Consider the following 20,539-nt stretch of genomic DNA (forward strand, 5'->3'; position numbering starts at 1 on the left):
GAGGTGTAACCCATGCCTGAGTACAAAGCGCCCCTGCGTGACATTAAATTTGTGATGTCCGAGCTTCTGGACAGCGAACAGCATTACGCCAACCTGGAAGGTGCCGAAGACGCGACTCCGGATATGGTCGACGCGATTATCCAGGAAGGTGGCAAGTTCTGTGAGCAGGTCCTGTCCCCGCTGAACCAGGTCGGCGACCAGGAAGGCTGTACCTGGAGCGAAGAGGGCGTCAAGACGCCGACCGGCTTCAAGGAAGCCTACCAGCAGTACGTGGAAGGCGGCTGGCCGTCCATGACCGCCGATCCCAACTACGGTGGTCAGGGCCTGCCGAGCTCCATCGGCATCGTGATCAGCGAAATGGTCGGCACCTCCAACTGGTCCTGGGGTATGTACCCGGGGCTGAGCCACGGTGCGACCAACACCATCGAGCAGCATGGTTCCGAAGAGCAGAAGCAGGTCTACCTGACCAAACTGATCTCCGGTGAGTGGACCGGTACCATGTGTCTGACCGAGCCGCATTGTGGCTCTGACCTGGGCATCCTGCGTTCCAAGGCCGAGCCGAACGCCGACGGTTCCTACAGCATTTCCGGCACCAAGATCTTCATCTCCGCCGGTGAGCACGACATGGCCGAGAACATTGTCCACATCGTCCTGGCGCGTCTGCCGGGTGCACCGGAAGGCACCAAGGGCATCTCCCTGTTCATCGTGCCCAAGTTCCTGCCGAGCGAAGACGGTTCCGTGGGCGAGCGCAACGCCGTGTCCTGTGGTTCCATCGAGCACAAGATGGGCATCCACGGTAACGCCACCTGTGTCATGAACTTCGACGGCGCCAAGGGCTGGCTGATCGGGCCGGAAAACAAGGGCCTGAACTGCATGTTCACCTTCATGAACACCGCCCGTATCGGTACTGCGATCCAGGGGCTGGGCGCGGCGGAACTGGGCTTCCAGGGTTCACTGACCTATGCCAAAGAGCGTCTGGCCATGCGTTCCCTGAACGGTGCCAAGAACCCGGACGGCCCGGCGGATCCGATCATCGTTCACCCGGACGTGCGCCGCATGCTGCTGACCCAGAAGTCCGTGGCCGAAGCCGCACGTGCATTGATCTATCTGGCCGCCCAGCAGGCGGACATCGTGCACCAGGGCAAGACCGAGGAAGAGCGCAAGGCCGCTGACGAAATGCTCGGCTTCCTGACCCCGATCGCCAAGGCGTTCCTGACCGAAATCGGTTACGAGTCTGCCAACCTGGGCATGCAGGTCTTCGGTGGTCACGGTTTCATCTCCGAGTGGGGCATGGAGCAGAACGTTCGTGACGCCCGGATCGGCATGATCTACGAGGGCACCACCGGTATCCAGGCGCTGGACCTGCTGGGCCGTAAGGTCCTGATGAGCCAGGGCGAGTCGCTGAAAGGCTTTACCAAGCAGGTTCACGTGTTCTGCAAGGAAAACGCCGACAACGAACAGCTGAAGGAATTTGTTGAGCCGCTGCAGGCGATCAACAAGGAGTGGGGCGATCTGACCATGAAGATCGGCATGAACGCCATGAAGAACCGGGACGAAGTGGGTGCGGCTTCGGTCGACTACCTGATGTACTCCGGTTACGCGGTCTTCGCCTACCTGTGGGCCCGCATGGCCAAGGTAGCGCTGGACGCCATGGCGGAAGGCACCTCCGAGGAAGCCTTCTACAACGCCAAGGTCCAGACCGCGCGCTTCTACTTCAAGCGCCTGCTGCCGCGCTCCAAAGGCCATGCAGAGAGCATGCTGGCCGGCGCCGACAGCCTGATGGACCTGCCGGAAGACCACTTCGCGTTCTGATGTGACGCGCAGGTTGTAAGGCAAGGAAAGCCCGCACTCCGAAGGAGGCGGGCTTTTTCGTAGGCTACCGGTTCTTTGGGGCCGGCGACTCATCCAAAAGGGTCTTTTCGACGAAGATCAGGCAGTGAGAGCCGGTCCGGTTTTCGGTTAGAATCCCGATCAATAATAACGATTACGTCTGTTCACGCCCGTACAGAGAGGAATTGATTGATGGCAGATTATCAGGCACCCCTGCGTGACATCCGATTCGTCATGAACGAAGTCTTTGACGCTCCGGCCCTGTGGGCCTCCCTGCCCAAAGTGGCGGAAAACGTGGACCCCGAGACCGCGGACGCCATTCTCGAGGAAGCCGGCAAGATCGCCGGTGGCGTTCTGGCTCCCCTGAATCGTGAAGCGGACGAACAGGGCTGCAAGTGGAATGACGGCGAGGTCTCTACACCGGAAGGTTTCAAGGAGGCTTACCAGACCATCGTGGAAGGCGGCTGGAACGGCCTCGGTGGTAACCCTGAGTTTGGCGGCATGGGGATGCCCAAGACGCTGGTCGCCCAGTTCGAGGAAATGATCCAGGCGTCCAACATGGCCTTCGGCCTGGCGCCGATGCTGACTGCTGGTGCCTGCCTGGCACTGGACGCCCACGGCAGCCAGGAGCTGAAAGAGAAGTACCTGCCCAACATGTATGCCGGCACCTGGTCCGGCGCCATGGACCTGACCGAGCCCCACGCCGGCACGGATCTGGGCATCATCCGCACCAAGGCCGAGCCGAACGATGACGGCTCCTACAACGTCACCGGGACCAAGATCTTCATCACCTGGGGCGAGCACGACATGGCGGAGAACATCATCCACCTGGTTCTCGCCAAGCTGCCGGACGCGCCCAAGGGGCCGAAGGGCATCTCCCTGTTCCTGGTGCCGAAGTTCCTGGTCAATGAGGACGGCTCACTGGGTGAGCGTAACACGCTGGCCTGTGGCTCGATTGAGAAGAAGATGGGCATCAAGGCGTCTGCCACCTGTGTCATGAACTTCGACGGCGCCAAAGGCTGGCTGGTGGGCGAGCCCAATAAGGGGCTGGCTGCCATGTTCACGATGATGAACTACGAGCGTCTGGGTGTGGGCATCCAGGGTATCGGCGCCGCTGAGGCGTCCCTGCAGAGCGCCCGGGAATATGCCCTGGAGCGTCTGCAGAGCCGGGCGCCGACCGGTGCGCAAGAGAAAGAGAAAGCCGCGGATCCGATCATCGTGCACCCGGACGTGCGCCGAATGTTGCTGACCATGAAAGGTTATGTCGAAGGCGGTCGCGCCTTCTCCACCTACGTGGCCCAGTGGCTGGACATCGCCAAGTACGCGGAAGACGATGAACGTCGCCAGCACGGCGAAGCCATGGTGGCCCTGCTGACGCCGGTGGCCAAAGCGTTCCTGACCGATCGCGGCCTGGACGCCTGTGTGATCGGCCAGCAGGTGTTTGGTGGCCACGGCTTCATCCGTGAATGGGGCCAGGAGCAGTTGGTCCGTGATGTACGCATCACCCAGATCTACGAAGGCGCCAACGGCATCCAGGCACTGGATCTGATGGGCCGCAAGGTGGTCGCCAACGGCGGTCGCTTCTTCGAGCTGTTTGCCGAAGATGTGGGCGCGTTCATCGAAGCCAACCAGAACGATGCAGCCCTGCGTCCCTATCTGGAGCCGCTCGCGGCCTCCCTGGAGCGTCTGGCGGATGTGACTGAAAGCGTGATCAAGGCGTCGGCCGAGAACCCGAACGAAGTCGGGGCAGCGTCCGTGGACTATCTCGACCTGTTCGGCCTGACGGCGCTGGCCTACATGTGGGCGCGCATTGTCAAGGCGGCGGCGCCGAAGGCCGAAGGTGATACTTCCGGTTTCTACACGGGTAAACTGAAGACGGCACGCTTCTACTTTGATCGGATGCTGCCAAAGACCGTGTCTCTGGCCGAGGGCATCCGCAGTGGCAGTGCATCAATGATGGACCTGACCGCGGAAGAGTTCTAATCGCTCTTTGAGGTTGACCACATCAAAAGGGCCGCCTGGTGATCAGGCGGCCCTTTTGTTTGGGGTCGGGAAAAGGTGTGCTGACGCGTCAGATATTGCTGTCCAGCAGATCGGGTTGGCTGATGAAGGGATTATCGCTGCCCTGAATGTCCGAGATGCGTTGGTTGCGGGCCAGCTCCTGGTCGTCGGGCGGATCGCCCGCATTCCAGCTCGCCAGCACTTGTGGTGAGGCAATCAGCGGCAGATCATAGGTCTTGACCATATAGGCCACGCCACGCGCCACATCGCCCTTGATGGCATCCGGTGGCTCGATGTTCTGGAGGCTTTCGCGGATACCGCATTCGTTGACGTCAACGCGCTCACCCAACTGGGCATATTTGGCACTGCGTCGTCGCATTTCCACCTGGGTTTCCACCGGGATCATATTGTGCAGATCCGACGCAATGTAGCGGTAGACGTCGCTCTCCCGCTCACACTGGCTGGGAGACCCACAATGCAGGGCGTTACGCACATGACTCAGCGGGTAGATGTAGCCCGCCGACAACAGGAACGACTTGCCATTGAACGGCTTCTGGCAGAAAAAAGTTTTGCCGCCGTCCTGGTAGAGCTTGTTCCAGAAAATATCGTTGGCCACCGCGTCCGGGTCAGAGAACGTGGTTTGTGAGCTGGCCTGGCCACTCAGCACCAGAGCCACGGTCATCAGGATGTGTCGTGTTTTCATGGTGTCTTTTTAACCTGACTCGCCTTTTATTGTCATTGCCGATTGGGCCTCATGTGCCCGAGAGCACCACGCCTTCCATCCGATGGATGAAGACCGTGTTGTGTACAAAGTTTAGGCAAAGCGGTCGCCCCGTCTGTGAGGCGGTACCGCATTTTTTACAAAAATGGGCAGTCGGCATGGAGTTGGCCGGATCGGCCAAGAGGCAGGCTACAGGTCTTTCAGGCGGCTACGGATCCGCTGGTAACCGTCTTTCAGGTCCTCGCCGATGTCATGGGCGGTGCGATAGGCTTCCTCGGAGGCGTCCGAGGCGTCGTGCAGCAGATCGTCCAGCTTGTGCTTGAACTGATTCCAGTAGTCTTCCATGTCGTCCCATTCGTCCCGCACATCCTGGCGGGCGAGGTGGAGCTGCAGGCGGAGCTCATCCCGCTGCTGTTTCAGGGTATCCGAGAGCTTTTGCAGATCATTTTTCCAACCCATCGTTGTTCCTCCGGCTGGGAATATCAGCGTTGGTTAAACGATGCGCCTGAGGTCGACAAGCTGTCAACAGAAGCCGGACACTGACGGGCTATGTACCCATTTATCGGGCGACTTCTTGTCCTGAATCAAAGATTCAGCGGCGGATCGCCGCCAGTTCGGTGGTAAGCGTGCGCAGGTAGTGCCAGGGGGACAGGCTGTCATAGCCCTTGGCGCTGCGATCGATGTCGCTGCAGCGGATCAGCGCCTGGCGAATCTGGGGTGGGCGCAGTCGCCGGGCGGCCTGTTCGAGTTGGCGCATGCGCTGGGGTTGGCGGATGTTGTTGCTGCGAAAAAAGTCCTTGGCGGTTTCCCGGCGTTGCAGGGCGGACTGAAGTCGGCCGGTCATGCGCAGGTCCCGGCTGAGAATGGCGAGGAGGCCCAGGGGGCTATCCTCTTCCTGCTGCAGGATACCGATGATCCGATGGGCCTGCTCGGCCTTACCGGACAGGATGTCACCCACCAGCTCGAACACGCTGAAACGGGCGCTGTCCAGAACCGCCTGGTTCACGATCTCTTCGTCGACGGTCTTGTCCGGCGCCAGTAGGGCGAGTCGATCGATCTCCTGACTGGCGGCCAGCAGGTTACCTTCCAGGCGTTCAGCCAGCTCCGTGAGGGCGCCCTGGGTGAGCGTCAGTCCCTGGGCTCGGGCCCGCTGCTGCAGCCAGCCCGGGAACTTGTCCGCGTCGACCGGCCACACCGGCACATGGACGCCTTTGTCCTGGAGCTGTTTGTACCACTTGCGCCGGATTTCAGCAGCATCCAGGCGGATGCTGATCAGGATCAGGATGATGTCGTCGGGAGGCGACTGGAGCACCTGTTCCAGGACCTTGCGGCCGTCACCCAGCTTGCCGGTGGGCAGGTGGATTTCGATGCGGCGACGCTCTGCAAACAGGGACAGGGCGTTGAGCTCTTCACCAACCTGGTTCCAGTCCATGCTGCGGTCGTTATGGAAGATCTGACGGTCGTTATAGCCGGCTTCCCGGGCTTTGGCCCGAATCCTGTCGCAGCACTCCTGTACCAGCAACGGCTCGTCCCCGGACACCAGGTAGACCGGTGCCAGCCCGCGGGACAGGACCTGATCGAGCTGGGCCGGGTTGGTCTTCATTGCGACTCCGCGGGCTGCTGGGTCTGGGACTTTTCGTAGTCGTCCCGGATGACTTTCAGGCGCTCATCGGTGAGCGGCGCCAGCCGGAAGATCACCTGCTGGGCCAGGCGCTGGTGGAGTGTCTCGCGAATCGTCTCTTCCTCGCGGCGCTTGGCCAGGACGTTGGTGTCGTCATAGCTGTAGATTTCGCTGGTGCGTACTTCCGCGTCTGCCAGTACCGGTATCTGGTCGTGGCTGACGACGTTGACGTTCAGGGACTGGCGCAAGTCGTATTCGGCGGCCGACGCATCCAGTTGGATGGCGCTGGCCCGCCGGCTCTGTTTGAAGCCGTTGAGCTTGACCCGGTAGGCCGCATCGGCCGGTTCAGCCATTTTGATACCGCCATCGTCAAGTTGCTGGCGAACGGTCTCACACAGCTCGTAGGGCACGCTGCCATCGCATTCCAGACTCAGCGGTTGCAGCGCCTCCGCAACGGGTGGCGCGCCCCGCAACTGGAAGCCGCAACCGCTAATCAGCAGTGCGGCGCCCAGTAGCAGTGGCGTGCGAAATGACAGCTTTTCCGATTTCCTTGCCATGACAGCTCCCGGCCCGGCGATGACTGTATTGTCCGATCAGTTGGCGACGATATTCACCAGCTTGCCCGGCACCACGATCACTTTGCGGACGGTTTTGCCGTCGGTAAAGCGCTGGACGTTTTCATCATCCAGGGCCAGGGCTTCCAGGGCATCCTTGGGCAGGTTGGCCGGCACGTCCACCTTGGAGCGCACCTTGCCGTTGACCTGCAGGACCATCTGGATGGTCGAGCGAACCATGGCGGATTCGTCGGCGTCCGGCCAGTTGGCATCCACTACCGCTTCGGGGTGACCCAGGGCCTCCCAGAGGCTGTGGCAGACGTGCGGCGTAATCGGCGACAGCAACAGCACCGCGGTATCCAGGGCTTCCTGGACGACGGCGCGATCCGAGTCCGCTGTCACTTCCAGCTTGCTGACTTCGTTCAGCAATTCCATCACCGCGGCAATGGCGGTGTTGAACGTCAGGCGGCGACTCACGTCATCGCTGACCTTGGCGATGGTTTCGTGCGTCTTGCGACGCAGGTTGCGCTGGGAGTCGGTCAGGTCTTCAACATTCAGGGTCGGAGCGCTGCCGCCGCTGGCGTGCTCGTGGACCATGCGCCACAGACGCTTGATGAAGCGGTGTGCGCCTTCCACGCCACTGTCGGACCACTCAAGCGACTGCTCCGGTGGGGCGGCGAACATGATGAACAGGCGAACGGTGTCGGCACCGAACTGGTCGATGATGGCCTGCGGGTCGATGCCGTTATTCTTCGACTTGGACATCTTGGAGATGCCGCCGGACTCGACGGGTTGTCCATCCTGCTTGTGTTTGGCACTGACGGGCTGGCCCTTGTCGTTGCGCTCGACTTCCACGTCGCTGGGCGAGATCCATTCCTTGCCGCCGTTCGCGTCGTCGCGGAAATAGGTCTCGGCCAGCACCATGCCCTGACAGAGCAGGCGCTTGAACGGCTCGGAGCTCTCCACCAGACCCACATCACGCATCAGCTTGTGGAAGAAACGCGCGTAAAGCAGGTGCAGGATGGCGTGCTCGATACCGCCGATGTATTGATCGACCGGCAGCCAGTAGTTGGCGGCGGCCGGGTCGAGCATGCCTTCCTTGTAGTCGGGGCAGGCAAAGCGGGCGTAGTACCAGGACGACTCCATGAAGGTGTCGAAGGTATCGGTTTCCAGGGTGGCTGGCTGACCGTTATAGGACGTCTTGGCCCATTCCGGATCCGCCTTGATGGGCGATTTCACACCGTCCATTTCCACGTCTTCCGGCAAGCGGACCGGCAGCTGGTCTTCGGGGACCGGCATTTCGGTGCCGTCTTCCAGCGTCATCATCGGAATCGGTGCACCCCAGTAACGCTGGCGGGAAACACCCCAGTCGCGCAGGCGGTAGTTGACCTTACGCTCGCCGATGCCGGCTTTCTCCAGGTGATCCGCGATGTCCTCGAAGGCTTCCTCGCTGGTCAGGCCGTTGTACTTGCCGGAATTGACCAGATAGCCCTTTTCAGTGAAGGCCGCTTCCTGGATGTCGATTTCCTTGTGGTCTTTCGAGGAAATCACCTGACGGATCGGCAGGCGGTATTTCAGGGCGAATTCGTGGTCACGCTCATCGTGGCCCGGCACCGCCATCAATGCACCGGTGCCGTAATCCATAAGGACAAAGTTGGCCACGTAGACCGGGATCAGGTCCTGGGTCAGCGGATGCACGGCCTTGAAGCCGGTATCGATGCCCTGTTTTTCCATGGTCGCCAGGTCGGCTTCGGCCACCTTGCTGTTGCGGCAGCTCTCGACGAAGTTGCCGACTTCCCGGTTGCGTTCGGCCGCCGCCTTGGCCAGCGGGTGCTCGGCGGCCACCGCCATGTAGGTCACACCCATCAGCGTGTCCGGGCGTGTGGTGTAGACCCGCAGCTCGTCGTCACGGCCGTCGAGCGGGAACGTCAGCTCGACACCGGTGGACTTGCCGATCCAGTTGCGCTGCATGGTGCGCACCTGTTCCGGCCATTCGTTCATGGCGTCCAGGTCGTCCAGCAGCTCTTCGGCGTAGTCGGTGATCTTGATGAACCACTGGGGAATTTTCTTCTGCTCCACCAGAGCTCCGGAGCGCCAGCCGCGACCGTCGACCACCTGCTCGTTGGCCAGAACCGTCTGGTCCACCGGATCCCAGTTGACGGTGGCCATCTTCTTGTAGACGAGGCCTTTCTCGTAGAGCTTGGTGAAGAACCACTGCTCCCACTTGTAGTAGTCCGGCGAGCAGGTGGCCAGTTCCCGCTTCCAGTCATAGCCGAAGCCCAGCTGGCGCAGCTGGTCCTTCATGTATTCGATATTGGCGTAGGTCCACTTGGCAGGCGCGGACTTGTTCTTCACCGCCGCGTTTTCCGCGGGCAGGCCGAAAGCGTCCCAGCCCATCGGCTGCAGGACGTTCTTGCCCTGCATGCGCTGGTAACGGCTGATGACATCGCCGATGGTGTAGTTGCGGACATGCCCCATGTGCAGCTTGCCGCTGGGGTACGGGAACATGGACAGGCAGTAGTACTTTGGTTTGCCGGGCTCTTCCTTCACCGAGAAGGTGTCATTGGTTTCCCAGAACTGCTGGGCCTTTTTCTCGATTTCCTGCGGGCGATATTGCTCGTCCATTCCTGCCATTACTGAGGTTACCCTGTTGTCGGTCGGTGTTGGCCATATCGGTTCAATACGCGTGACGCTGGCGTTTCCGTCACGGGGAGACCGCGCATTTTAACGCACACGAGGCCCGACAGGTAGCCTGCCGCGTATGATCCGGCCCCCATACTGGAAAAGTGCCTCGGCAGTCATACTTGGAGTGTGCCAAACTGCAATCAGACAGGTGTATCCACTGATGGTTTTCCGTGCGAGGAGATGGTCATGAGTGAGAATGACGAGAAACCGGCCTTTACCGGACAGGCTCTGAAAGTCTACAACCGCATGCTTGAGCGCGTGGTGAATCGCCTCAATCAGATGGAGCGCAAGAGCTGGGACAGTTTGCGTGACGCGGTTGATGAGGCGGTGGAATTCGAGAACGGCCTGGAGGAGTTGACCCGGGAGGAGGTTGACCTGCTCGCGGCCTATGTCCGTCGGGATGTCTCCCACCTCATGCACTTCGTGGGTGAAACCGGCGAGGGGGTCGGGGAGTGGTTGCGACTGGACCTGGCGCTGATCGAGCATCAATTGCTGGATCTGCTGTTTTCAGTGGCCGACAAGACCCGTCTGGATACCCTGGAGCTGGACCACAAGCTGCATCATCAGCCGGGACAGTACATCAGTGGCGAGATCGCCACGGCCGGGGTACTGCGCTGCGTGTCCTGCGGTCACATGGTCTGTCTGGTTGAAACCAGCCACATCGAGCCTTGTGAGGCATGTGGCTCGCACTACTTCGAGCGGGTGACCGCGCGCTGGCCCCATGATCCGGAGGTCAGCGGCGATACGGCAGATTAGCCCCCGGCGTCTCAGCCGGCGTGGGTCTGGCGACTCGGCTCCGGTATGATCCGGGGCCGGGCAAACACCACCAGGATCATGGCCAGGATCAGGATCGGCCAGGACCCGGTCGTCATGAAGGGCGTGGCCCCCGTCACCGCATAGACCTCTCCGCGCATAATTTCTTTCTTGAACTGTGGAATCCGATCAACGATCTGGCCGCGATCGTCGATGATGGCGGTCACGCCGTTATTGGTTCCACGAAGCACAAAACGACCGGTTTCCAGTGCGCGCATTCGCGCAATCTGAAGATGCTGCAGCGGTCCGATGGAATGACCAAACCAGCCATCGTTGCTGATGGTGATCAGCAGGTCGGTGTCGGCGGCATTGCGCGCCACGAAATCCGGATAGGCAATCTCGTAACAGATGAACGGCATCACCCGATGACCGTTGGCGATCAGCGGTTGCTGGTCGGACGGCCCCGGTGAAAAGCTCGACATGGGCAGGTCGAAGAAGCCGATCAGCCCGCGCAAGTATTGCTGCAGTGGGACGTATTCCCCGAAAGGCACCAGCTTCTGCTTGTAATACATGCCGTTGCCATTACCAATCGCCATGATGCTGTTGCGGAAGGTGAAGTCTTCCAGCTTGTCACTGAAACCGTACCAGGGAATGCCGGTAATCAGCGTGGATTTGGGGCCCAGACGGCTCGCCAGGTTTTCGATCAGCGGGCCGGCCTGGTCCTGGGTCACGGGGATGGCGGTTTCCGGCCAGAGGATCAGGTCCTGGTTCCAGTCGTTCTCGGTCAGGTCCAGGTAAGTGGCAATCTGCTTCTTGAGGAAGTTCGGGTCCCATTTGATCTGTTGCGGGATATTGCCCTGCACGGCCGTGATTCCCATCGGGGTGTCGTCCCGCTGGGTCCAGTTGAGCCCGGCCAGGGCCGGACCCGCGATCCAGGGCAGTATGGCCAGAACGGCGGTCACCGCGGCGGCGACCTTGCGCCGGTGGGCCAGCATCACGGCGGCGCCGAACAGCGCTGTTGCCGAGGCGACAATCAGGAACGTCACCCCATGCACGCCGGTCACCGGAGCGTAGCCGGCGAGAGGGCCATCGACCTGTGCCGTGCCGAGGTAGAGCCAGGGGAAACCGGTCAACAGCCAGCTGCGGACCCAGTCGCCAATAACCCAGAAGGCGGGAAACAGAATCAGCCGACGGGCCGGGCGGTCACCGGCCAGCTTGCCCCAGGTCCAGAACGTGAGGGCCGGAAACAGGGCGAGCCCGGCTGCGAACAGGGCCGTGAGCACCACCGCCAACGGCGCCGAGGTGTTGCCGTACTGGCTGATGGAAATATAGACCCAGGAGGCGCCACTGCCGAACAGGCCCAGCCCGAACAGCCAGCCTTTCAGGAATAGCCGGTGCGGGCCGCCGGGTATGACGGCAGCCAGGATCAGCAGGATCGACAGCGGTGCCAGCCACTCGTAGCCGAAGGGCGCAAACGTCAGCGTCTGTAGCCCGCCGGCCACCACCAGCGCCAGTAATCGGAACATGCGCACGAGGGGGCTTGGGTCAGGACTCACGGCGGCGGACCTGAATCAGTCGTATGACACGATTGTCCGCGTTCAGGATGGTGAACTGGAAACCGCCAAACTCAATCTCTTCGCCGCGCCGGGGCAGGTGGCCGAATTCCCGGAGGACGAGGCCGCCAATGGTGTCGAACTCCTCTTCGTCCAGCTCCGTGTCGAAGAAGGCGTTGAAATCATCCACCGGCGTCATGGCCTTGACGGCATAGCTGCCATCGGCCCGGGCCTTGATGTGGGTTTCCTCGTCGAAATCGTGTTCGTCCTCGATCTCGCCGACGATCTGCTCCAGCACGTCCTCGATGGTGATCAGGCCGGCGGTACCGCCGTACTCATCCACCACGATGGCCATGTGGTTGCGGGTTTCCTTGAATTCCTTGAGCAGCTGGTTCAGCCGCTTGCTCTCGGGCACGAAGGTGGGCGGGCGCAGGATCTCGCGGATCTTGTTCCAGGTCAGGTCGTTGTTCATGGCCAGCGGCAGCAGGTCCTTGGCCAGCAGAACGCCAATCACGTCGTCCTGGTTGTCGCCAATGACCGGGAAGCGGCTGTGAGCCGATTCGATGATGTCGTTGAGGAACGTCTTGGGCTCGGCGCTGGCCTTGACGGTGACCATCTGCGAGCGGGGGATCATGATTTCATCGACACGCATGTCGGTGACCTGCATGGCCCCTTCGATGATGCTCATGGCATCGGCATCGATGATGTTTTCGGATTCGGCATCCCGCAGGACTTCAAGGATGTCGGTGATGGATTCCGGCTCGTTGGAGAAAGCCTGGGAAATACGTTCCAGCCAGGACTTGTTGCCCTGACTGCGACTCGAGTGATCGTCGCTCATGAGTCTTGATCCGTGTCCTCTGCAAGATAGGGGTTGCTGAAGCCCAGTTCCGCAAGCAGGCGGATCTCCAGGGTTTCCATGATTTCAGCATCCCGGTCATCGATATGATCATACCCCTGAAGGTGGAGCATGCCATGAATCACCATGTGTGCCCAGTGGGCGTCCAGGGTTTTGCCCTGTTCCGCGGCCTCGCGGGCCACGACGCCCGCGCAGACCACCAGATCGCCGGCCAGAGGAACGGTGATCCCCTCTGGCTGCTCAAACGGAAAAGACAGCACGTTGGTCGGGCGGTCTTTCTGACGATACTGGCCATTCAGCGTGGCGCTCTCGTCCTCGTCGACAATGCGCAGCGTCACCTCGGACTCATCCTCTCCCTGCCAGCCCTGGTTGGCCCAGCGGGTCAGGCTTTCGACGTCCGGAAGGTCGGTTTGTTCCGAGGCGACCTGGATATCCACCGCCAATCGGGTCACGAGGTCTTGCCTCCGGCGGTGGCTTCATCGTGATCGTCGTAGGCTTCCACGATCCGCTGGACCAGCGGGTGGCGCACGACGTCCCGGGCGTCGAAGCGGGTAAATCCGATGCCCGTGACTTGGCTCAGTACGGCGGCTGCATGCACCAGGCCGGAATGCTGGCCCCGGGGCAGGTCCACCTGGGTGGTGTCACCGGTAATCACCGCCGTTGAGCCGAAACCGATCCGGGTCAGGAACATTTTCATCTGTTCCCGGGTGGTGTTCTGGCTTTCGTCGAGGATGATAAACGCATTATTCAGGGTTCGCCCGCGCATGAACGCCAGTGGCGCGATCTCGATCACGCTCTTCTCGATCAGCTTGGTGACCTGCTCGAAGCCGAGCATCTCATAAAGCGCGTCGTACAGGGGGCGCAGGTAAGGGTCCACTTTCTGCGCAAGGTCGCCGGGCAGGAAACCGAGTTTCTCGCCGGCTTCCACCGCCGGGCGCACCAGCAGGATTCGCTTGACCTGTTCGTCTTTCAGCGCTTCCACGGCACAGGCGACTGCCAGCCACGTTTTACCGGTGCCGGCCGGCCCGATGCCGAAATTGACGTCGTGGGAACGGATGCTGTGCACGTAGCGCTGCTGGTTCTTGCCGCGAGGACGGGCCTGGAGCTTCGGCGTCTTGATGATGATCTGGCTGCCATCGAAGGCCTTCTCGTCCGGAAGGCGCTCAAATCCGGATTCCCGGATGTACAGGTGCACCATGTCCGGTGAGATATCGTCCAGCGCCTCGGTTTCCCGGTACAGGTGGCGCAGGACTTCCGCGGCGGCGCTCGCGTGTTCGGCCTCGCCTTCGACCCGGAAATGGTGGCCGCGGTAGCCGATGCGCACGCTCATGCGCCGCTCAATGTGTTTCAGGTGCTCGTCGAACTGGCCGCACAGGGTGGCTAGCCGGCGGGGATCGGCAGGTTTCAGATCAAACTGTTTCGCGTCGTCGCTGTTCAAGCAGTCCTCACGGATAAAAATTGGAATGACCGCGCCGGAGTCACCGACGCGGATCGATTAGTACAACCGGTCGTCCACCGGTCTGCCCCTTAATGAATTGGGGAGCGCTTCGACAATTTCAACGTCGATGAAGTGGCCCACCACATCGGGATTGTCGGTGCGGAAATTGACGATCCGGTTATTTTCGGTGCGCCCGGCGTATTCGCCCGGATCTTTCTTGGACAGGCCGGTGACCAGGATGCGTTGGGTCGAGCCCACCATGCGGCGACTGATGTCCTGCGCCTGCTGGTTGATCCGCTGCTGCAGGATGCTCAGGCGCTGCTTTTTGACGTCCATCGGCGTGTCGTCCGGCAGATCGGACGCCGGCGTGCCCGGGCGCTGGCTATAGATGAAGCTGAAGGACACGTCGAAGCCAATGTCCTCGATCAGCTTCATGGTGGCCTCGAAGTCCCGGTCGGTTTCGCCGGGGAAGCCGATGATGAAGTCCGATGAAAAGCTGATGTCCGGCCGGATCTTGCGCAGGCGGCGAAGCTTGGATTTGTACTCCAGCGCCGTATGGCCACGCTTCATGGCCGCCAGGATGCGATCCGAACCGCTCTGGACCGGCAGGTGCAGGTGGCTGACCAGTTCCGGCACGGTTTCGTACACATCGATCAACGCATCGGAGAATTCCACCGGGTGGGAGGTGGTGAAGCGGATGCGGTCGATACCGTCGATGGTCGCAATCATGGTGATGAGCTCGGCCAGGTCGATCGTGTCGCCGTCGTAGGTTTCGCCCTGGTAGGCATTGACGTTCTGGCCCAGCAGGTTGACCTCACGTACGCCCTGGGTGGCCAGGTGCGCGACTTCGGCAATCACGTCATCCACCGGGCGGCTGACTTCCTCGCCGCGGGTGTAGGGCACGACGCAGAAGGTGCAGTATTTGGAGCAGCCTTCCATGATCGACACGAACGCCGAGGCGCCTTCCGCCCCGGGGGAGGGCAGGTTGTCGAATTTCTCGATCTCGGGGAAGCTGACGTCGACCACGCCCACGCCGCCCTTGCGGGATTCCTGAATCAGTTCCGGCAGGCGGTGCAGGGTCTGCGGGCCGAACACCATGTCGACATAGGGCGCCCGGTCGATAATCGCCTGACCTTCCTGGCTGGCCACGCAGCCGCCGACGCCGATCACCAGTTCCGGCTTGCGGGACTTGAGCTGTTTCCAGCGTCCCAACTGGTGAAACACCTTCTCCTGCGCTTTTTCGCGGATCGAGCAGGTGTTCAGCAGCAGGATATCTGCATCGTCCGCGTTGTCGGTCATTTCGACGTCTTCGCCGGATTTCAGCAGGTCGGCCATACGGGATGAATCGTACTCGTTCATCTGGCAGCCGTGGGTCTTGATAAACAGCTTCTTGGTCATGGAACTCGACAGATCGTTGGATGAAGGTAAACGGGCTATTATAACGGTCTGATCAAACGGCAACCAGAGGCGACAGGGTGATTACGTACAGGCCCTGTCCGGAGAGCGCCCGTTGCCGCGGCATCGTGTTACCATACGCGCCCTTTTGTGGGCCCGAAAGTGGGCGTGAACATCGCCGGAGTTGTCTGAATGGTTGCCAAGAAGTGCTACAAGATCATTTTCTACAATCAGGACGAGGTCTTCGAGATCTACGCCGGGCATGTGTATCCCAGCGAAATGTTCGGCTTCCTGGAAGTGGAGGCGCTGACATTCGGTGAGCGCAGCCAGGTGCTGGTGGATCCTTCCCAGGAAAAGCTGCGGACCGAGTTCGAGGGTGTCCAGCGCACCTACATTCCCATGAACGCCATCGTGCGGATTGACGAAGTCGAACCCGCAGCGGCCGAGCATCCGCTGGGGCGGGTCAAGAGTGGCGTCACGCCGTTCCCCGGGAACCCTGGCCACAACCGCAACAAAGACTGAGCGACGCTGTCACCTGCCATGACCCCTGAAAGACTCGCCCGCATCAAGGGCACCCTCGAACGCCGTCAGCCGGACCTGCACGTGCTCACGGACCAGATCCATAAGCCACGCAACGTGTCCGCCATCATACGCTCCTGCGATGCCTTTGGCGTGGCCAACATGCACGCGGTCTGGCCGCGGGAAGGTTATCGCGCCTTTCGCAAGACCGCCGGCGGCAGCCACAACTGGGTGACCACGCATACCCATCCGGATATGGCGGCCGCAATCGGTGAGTTGCGCGGCAAAGGGCGACAGATCTATGCCGCACAGTTGTCCGAGCGAGCCATCGATTATCGGGATGTCGATTTCACAGTGCCTTGCGCGTTGGTGCTGGGCAATGAGCTGGATGGCGTGTCAGCAGAAGCGGCGGCTGAAGCGGACGAGCACATCGTGGTGCCGATGATGGGGATGGTGGAATCTCTGAACGTGTCGGCGGCGTGCGCCATTATCCTGGCAGAGGCCCAGCGTCAGCGTTCCGAAGCGGGTATGTTCGATCGCCGGCGGATGCCGGACGACGAATACGAGCGCCTGTTGTTCCGCTGGTGTCAGCCGCAAATCACCCGCTACTGCGACGACCGCAATCTGCCGTACCCGCCTTTTGACGTGGACACCGGGGAGTTGATCGACGGGGTGGGCTGGATGACCGAAGTCCGGGATATCCGGCGCAACCGGGAGCGGGCGCGGCCTGAAGATTTCGCCACGCCGCCCGGTAAATAATCCCCTATTCGCCTTTCTCTTCGCGGTTTTCCAGATACCGCTGCAGCTGTTCCCGCAGGGCTTTGGGCAGGCGCGTGATGGTCAGCGCGTCGCTATCCCGGTCGTAGTAAACCGCCTGGTTCACCAGATCCGACGAGAACGACACGCTCATCCCACCGCCGGACCCGGAGATTCTCACCAGCTTCTTGACCTTGCGGTGATCCGGGTGCAGCACCGCATCGTTGGGGATTTCCTGGGTTTCCGACGCGAACTGGCGGAAGCGATCAGGCTGCTCTTCGTCCAGGTAGCCTGACAGGGCATCGATGGCTACCGGCTCGCCCAGGGCGTGTTGCTCCTTGCAGAATTCATAGGCCTTGGAACGGACCTGGCCGGCTTTCTCCGGCTCCTCGGTCTGCGCGGCGAAGGCCTCGACGGCGTTCAGGAACGTCGTGGTTTCCTTCTCGACGTCCACCTGGTTGGTGAAGCCGCCCAGGCGGATGAACAGTTCCCCCGGCTCAGCCGTGCCCCGGGCATGGACCAGCGTCAGGAAGTTTTCCGAAGGATGGTCCCCGAGCCAGTCGTCCACTTCCAGGCGCAGGGCCAGGTTCAGGCGTGACAGGCTCAGCACGTCCATGGCGTCCAGGTTCTGCTCGTGATCCAGGCGCAGGGCGCTGTCGCTCTCCAGCGCAAACAGGTAGATCACTTCGCCGTCGGCCAGGGCTTCGTGGACCAGCATCAGGTGACCGAAGTATTCCTCCTGACAACCGGTCAGCAGTTCCTGCCACTGGCCGAACAGCTTGTCGGTCAGACTTTCGAAGGTCTGCTTGCCCTCGAGGTAATCCCGAAACCAGGCGCTGGCCGGGCTGGTGCCAATATCGTCGGTAAAGCGGCCGTATTTCTTGCCGGGTTTGGCGTTGAACAGCCGTTTGAGCTGTTTATGCAGGCCCTCGTAATCGCCGCCGGGCTCGGACAGGGTTCTGCCGGGGCGCACCTGGGCCTCGTGTCCGGGTTGCATCTGGCTGGCAAAGGTAATTCGCAGCTGTTTAATCGCCATGGCTGTCCTCTGGAAACGCAAAACGGCCATGACCCGTCGTAACCGGTCATGGCCGTGTTCAGTGTTGTCTGGGGCGAGAGCTTATCAGATCCGCTGCTTGCCGATCAGCTCCTGGACCAGTTTGTCGGCGGTGTCGGCAACATCACTGTCCGCTTCAGCATTCGCACCGACGGCCGCGATGTCGTCGCCAATGTTGACGGCAATGGCAATCAGGCCGTGTGCGGTGAGGACCTGGGCGCCGCGGCGACGATCGTCGGCGTTGCCCGCATTGTCTTCCGTCAGCACGACACTGGTTTTGCCCAGGTCGAACAGTTTGCGTTCGATGGCCCGTGCCAGTTCCGGCGCCTGAGTGCCAGTGCAGCCGATGATCAGCGGCTTCTGGGACAGGCGACGTTCTCGCTCCTCGGCCGTGACCGGCTGCAGGGCGTCTTCGCTGGACTTGGACAGTCCGCTGATCATGCCTGCACCAATGGTGACGTTGGTCAGCCGGTCGATGATGATGAACGCTCCGGTCGCGCGGTTTCGCGGATATGGATCGAACGCCACCGGCTGGCTCAGGGTGACTTCGCACAAGCCAATTTCGTTCAGTTCCAGGTTGTCGCGGTCGCTGTCCTTGTCGAGCGTGTTGACATCGATCTGATGGTGCACGGACGTGACCGAGCCGGACGTGAAATTCGGTCCCAGCTTGATGTCGTACAGGCGGTTCTGGGCCATCGGCTGGTCGATCATCCACACGATATGCGCGTCGAACTTGTTGCTGACCAGCGGCTCGTCGCCCGGCTTGACCAGCATGTCGCCACGGCTGACGTCGATTTCATCTTCCAGGGTCAGGGTCACGGCCTGATCAATGTAGGCGCTGTCCAGGCTGCCGTCGAAGGTGACGATTTCCTTGACCTTGCTGGTACGGCGTGAGGGCAGGGCCATGATGTCGTCGCCCGGGCGAATCACGCCGGAGGCGATGGTGCCGCTGAATCCGCGGAAGTTCAGGTTGGGCCGGTTGACGTACTGCACCGGGAACCGGAAGTGCTCCATGTTCTTGTCGCGGGAGACTTCCACGGTTTCCAGGATTTCCATCAGCGGCTGACCGGTGAACCAGGGGGTGTTTTCGCTGCGGTTGACGACATTGTCGCCTTCCAGCGCGGAAATCGGCACGAAGCGAATGTCCTGCAGGCCCAGCTTTTCGGCGAATTCGAGATAGTCCTTCTTGATTTCCTCGAACCGCTCTTCGCTGAAGTCCACCAGGTCCATCTTGTTGATGGCGACCACGATGTGCTTGATGCCCTGCAAGGATGCGATGAACGAGTGGCGGCGCGTCTGGGTCAGGACCCCGTGACGGGCGTCGATCATCACCACGGCCAGCTGCGCGGTGGAGGCGCCGGTCGCCATGTTCCGGGTGTACTGCTCGTGGCCCGGGGTGTCGGCGATGATGAACTTGCGCTTGTCGGTGGAGAAGTAGCGGTAAGCCACATCGATGGTGATGCCCTGTTCCCGCTCGGCCTGAAGCCCGTCCACCAGAAGGGCGAGGTCCAGCTTCTCGCCGGTAGTGCCCAGCTTGGCGCTGTCTGCCTTGAGGCTGGCCATGTGATCTTCATAGATCATTTTGGTGTCGTGGAGCAGGCGACCGATCAGGGTGCTCTTGCCATCATCCACACTGCCGCAGGTCAGCAGACGCAGCAGCTCTTTCTCTTCGTGCTGTTTCAGGTACGCGTGAATATCTTCAGCGATCAATTCAGACTGGTGTGACATGGTTCTTTTCCCGTAGATGCTGTCTGGCTGTCGGCGTTTGGCTTAGAAGTAACCTTCGCGTTTCTTCTGCTCCATGGAGCCCGCGGAATCGTGATCGATCACACGGCCCTGGCGTTCGGAGCTCTTCGCCAGCAGCATTTCCTGGATGATGTCGGTCAGGGTGTCGGCCTTGGACTCGATGGCGCCGGTCAACGGGTAGCAACCCAGGGTCCGGAAGCGCACCGATTTCATCATCGGCTTCTCGCCCTCTTTCAGCGGCATGCGGTCGTCGTCCACCATGATCAGGGTGCCGTCACGCTCGACGACGGGGCGTTCGGCGGCGTAGTACAGCGGAACAAGCTCGATGTTTTCGAGATAGATGTACTGCCAGATATCCAGCTCAGTCCAGTTGGACAGCGGGAAAACCCGGATGCTTTCACCCTTGTTGATCTTGCCGTTGTAGATGTTCCACAGCTCGGGACGCTGGTTTTTGGGATCCCAGCGATGGTACTCGTCCCGGAAGGAGTAGACCCGCTCCTTGGCGCGGGATTTCTCCTCGTCGCGACGAGCGCCCCCGAAGGCGGCATCGAACTTGTACTTGTTCAAAGCCTGCTTCAGGGACTGGGTTTTCATCACGTCGGTGTGCTTGGCACTGCCGTGGGTGAACGGTCCGATGCCGGCATCAACGCCTTCCTGGTTGATGTGGACGATCAGATCCAGATCGTACTTTTTGGCCTGCTCGTCCCGGAACTTGATCATTTCCTTGAACTTCCAGGTCGTGTCTACGTGCATCAGCTTGAACGGGATCTTGCCCGGATAGAACGCCTTGCGTGCCAGGTGCAGCATCACAGACGAGTCCTTGCCGATGGAGTAGAGCATGACCGGGTTATCGAATTCAGCGGCCACTTCCCGAATGATGTGGATGCTTTCAGCTTCCAGTTGCTTGAGATGCGTCAGGTTATAGGTGGTCATGATCCAGTTACCGGTTGCATGGGATGCCATTGATGATATGCGATTCGGGACGTCATTCGATGACCGCGGGCCAGGTTCCCGCTTTTCGCTGGAACAGGCGCGCCGTGTGGGCCGGTTATTCCGG

Annotated in this window: 18 protein-coding genes; 5 read left to right on the top strand and 13 right to left on the bottom strand. The window is 61.0% G+C overall.

Annotated elements, in window-relative coordinates:
• The first annotated feature begins 12 nt into the window (after positions 1 to 12).
• Together JL474_RS08425 and JL474_RS08430 are read left to right on the top strand one after the other, a co-directional pair.
• On the top strand, positions 13 to 1,812 hold the full coding sequence (locus JL474_RS08425) for an acyl-CoA dehydrogenase C-terminal domain-containing protein (RefSeq protein WP_123632589.1): 1,800 nt from the start codon (positions 13 to 15) through the stop codon (positions 1,810 to 1,812).
• A gap of 210 nt (positions 1,813 to 2,022) precedes the next feature.
• On the top strand, positions 2,023 to 3,813 hold the full coding sequence (locus JL474_RS08430) for an acyl-CoA dehydrogenase C-terminal domain-containing protein (RefSeq protein ID WP_123632588.1): 1,791 nt from the start codon (positions 2,023 to 2,025) through the stop codon (positions 3,811 to 3,813).
• Between the two features lie 88 nt (positions 3,814 to 3,901).
• Here the strand turns inward: JL474_RS08430 and JL474_RS08435 are convergent, their stop codons facing one another.
• The 5 genes from JL474_RS08435 to leuS all read right to left on the bottom strand — a co-directional run bounded on the left by JL474_RS08435 (position 3,902) and on the right by leuS (position 9,352).
• Positions 3,902 to 4,534, bottom strand: a complete 633-nt coding sequence (locus JL474_RS08435; protein WP_203141709.1) for an endonuclease — start codon at positions 4,532 to 4,534, stop codon at positions 3,902 to 3,904.
• Positions 4,535 to 4,741: 207 nt separating this feature from the next.
• Entirely contained in the window at positions 4,742 to 5,011 is a 270-nt protein-coding gene (locus JL474_RS08440) for a hypothetical protein (protein WP_203141710.1), read from the bottom strand.
• A 133-nt stretch (positions 5,012 to 5,144) separates the two neighbouring features.
• Positions 5,145 to 6,155 carry a DNA polymerase III subunit delta gene (holA, locus tag JL474_RS08445; protein ID WP_123632585.1) on the bottom strand — a complete coding sequence of 337 codons (1,011 nt, stop codon included), beginning with the start codon at positions 6,153 to 6,155 and terminating at the stop codon, positions 5,145 to 5,147.
• Positions 6,152 to 6,730, bottom strand: coding sequence for an LPS-assembly lipoprotein LptE (locus tag JL474_RS08450; protein WP_123632584.1), 579 nt, complete (start codon positions 6,728 to 6,730; stop codon positions 6,152 to 6,154). The genes holA and JL474_RS08450 overlap by 4 nt, the downstream gene beginning before the upstream one ends.
• Positions 6,731 to 6,766: 36 nt before the next feature.
• Positions 6,767 to 9,352, bottom strand: coding sequence for a leucine--tRNA ligase (gene leuS, locus JL474_RS08455; RefSeq protein WP_203141906.1), 2,586 nt, complete (start codon positions 9,350 to 9,352; stop codon positions 6,767 to 6,769).
• Positions 9,353 to 9,598: 246 nt separating this feature from the next.
• Here leuS and JL474_RS08460 point away from each other — a divergent pair, with 246 nt between their 5' ends.
• Complete coding sequence (locus tag JL474_RS08460; protein WP_203141711.1) at positions 9,599 to 10,168, top strand: zinc ribbon-containing protein; 570 nt, start codon at positions 9,599 to 9,601, stop codon at positions 10,166 to 10,168.
• A gap of 11 nt (positions 10,169 to 10,179) precedes the next feature.
• Here the strand turns inward: JL474_RS08460 and lnt are convergent, their stop codons facing one another.
• From lnt to miaB, 5 genes are read right to left on the bottom strand one after another with little or no spacing between them, the layout of a single operon-like run.
• Positions 10,180 to 11,691 carry an apolipoprotein N-acyltransferase gene (lnt, locus tag JL474_RS08465; RefSeq protein ID WP_203141907.1) on the bottom strand — a complete coding sequence of 504 codons (1,512 nt, stop codon included), beginning with the start codon at positions 11,689 to 11,691 and terminating at the stop codon, positions 10,180 to 10,182.
• A gap of 19 nt (positions 11,692 to 11,710) precedes the next feature.
• A complete protein-coding gene (locus JL474_RS08470) occupies positions 11,711 to 12,556 on the bottom strand; it encodes an HlyC/CorC family transporter (RefSeq protein WP_203141712.1) in 846 nt (281 codons plus the stop codon).
• Positions 12,553 to 13,026, bottom strand: coding sequence for an rRNA maturation RNase YbeY (ybeY, locus tag JL474_RS08475; RefSeq protein ID WP_203141713.1), 474 nt, complete (start codon positions 13,024 to 13,026; stop codon positions 12,553 to 12,555). The genes JL474_RS08470 and ybeY overlap by 4 nt, the downstream gene beginning before the upstream one ends.
• Positions 13,023 to 14,012 carry a PhoH family protein gene (locus tag JL474_RS08480; protein ID WP_203141714.1) on the bottom strand — a complete coding sequence of 330 codons (990 nt, stop codon included), beginning with the start codon at positions 14,010 to 14,012 and terminating at the stop codon, positions 13,023 to 13,025. Before JL474_RS08480 ends, ybeY begins: the two co-directional genes overlap by 4 nt.
• 57 nt (positions 14,013 to 14,069) lie before the next feature.
• Positions 14,070 to 15,410, bottom strand: coding sequence for a tRNA (N6-isopentenyl adenosine(37)-C2)-methylthiotransferase MiaB (miaB, locus tag JL474_RS08485; protein ID WP_203141715.1), 1,341 nt, complete (start codon positions 15,408 to 15,410; stop codon positions 14,070 to 14,072).
• A gap of 189 nt (positions 15,411 to 15,599) precedes the next feature.
• Here miaB and JL474_RS08490 point away from each other — a divergent pair, with 189 nt between their 5' ends.
• Positions 15,600 to 15,929 carry a DUF1820 family protein gene (locus JL474_RS08490; RefSeq protein ID WP_203141716.1) on the top strand — a complete coding sequence of 110 codons (330 nt, stop codon included), beginning with the start codon at positions 15,600 to 15,602 and terminating at the stop codon, positions 15,927 to 15,929.
• Between the two features lie 18 nt (positions 15,930 to 15,947).
• Positions 15,948 to 16,685, top strand: coding sequence for a tRNA (guanosine(18)-2'-O)-methyltransferase TrmH (trmH, locus tag JL474_RS08495; RefSeq protein WP_123632577.1), 738 nt, complete (start codon positions 15,948 to 15,950; stop codon positions 16,683 to 16,685).
• Positions 16,686 to 16,689: 4 nt separating this feature from the next.
• On the opposite strand, the gene JL474_RS08500 is transcribed toward trmH, so the two are convergent.
• The 3 genes from JL474_RS08500 to cysD form a co-directional block, all read right to left on the bottom strand.
• Positions 16,690 to 17,718 carry a nucleoid-associated protein gene (locus JL474_RS08500; RefSeq protein ID WP_203141717.1) on the bottom strand — a complete coding sequence of 343 codons (1,029 nt, stop codon included), beginning with the start codon at positions 17,716 to 17,718 and terminating at the stop codon, positions 16,690 to 16,692.
• Between the two features lie 84 nt (positions 17,719 to 17,802).
• Positions 17,803 to 19,464, bottom strand: coding sequence for a sulfate adenylyltransferase subunit CysN (gene cysN / locus JL474_RS08505; protein ID WP_203141718.1), 1,662 nt, complete (start codon positions 19,462 to 19,464; stop codon positions 17,803 to 17,805).
• 42 nt (positions 19,465 to 19,506) lie between these two features.
• Positions 19,507 to 20,415: a sulfate adenylyltransferase subunit CysD gene (gene cysD / locus JL474_RS08510; RefSeq protein ID WP_123633011.1), complete on the bottom strand. Its 909-nt coding sequence runs from the start codon at positions 20,413 to 20,415 to the stop codon at positions 19,507 to 19,509.
• Between the last annotated feature and the right edge of the window lie 124 nt (positions 20,416 to 20,539).

This window comes from Marinobacter mangrovi (assembly GCF_016798325.1).
GTDB classification, from domain to species: domain Bacteria; phylum Pseudomonadota; class Gammaproteobacteria; order Pseudomonadales; family Oleiphilaceae; genus Marinobacter_A; species Marinobacter_A mangrovi.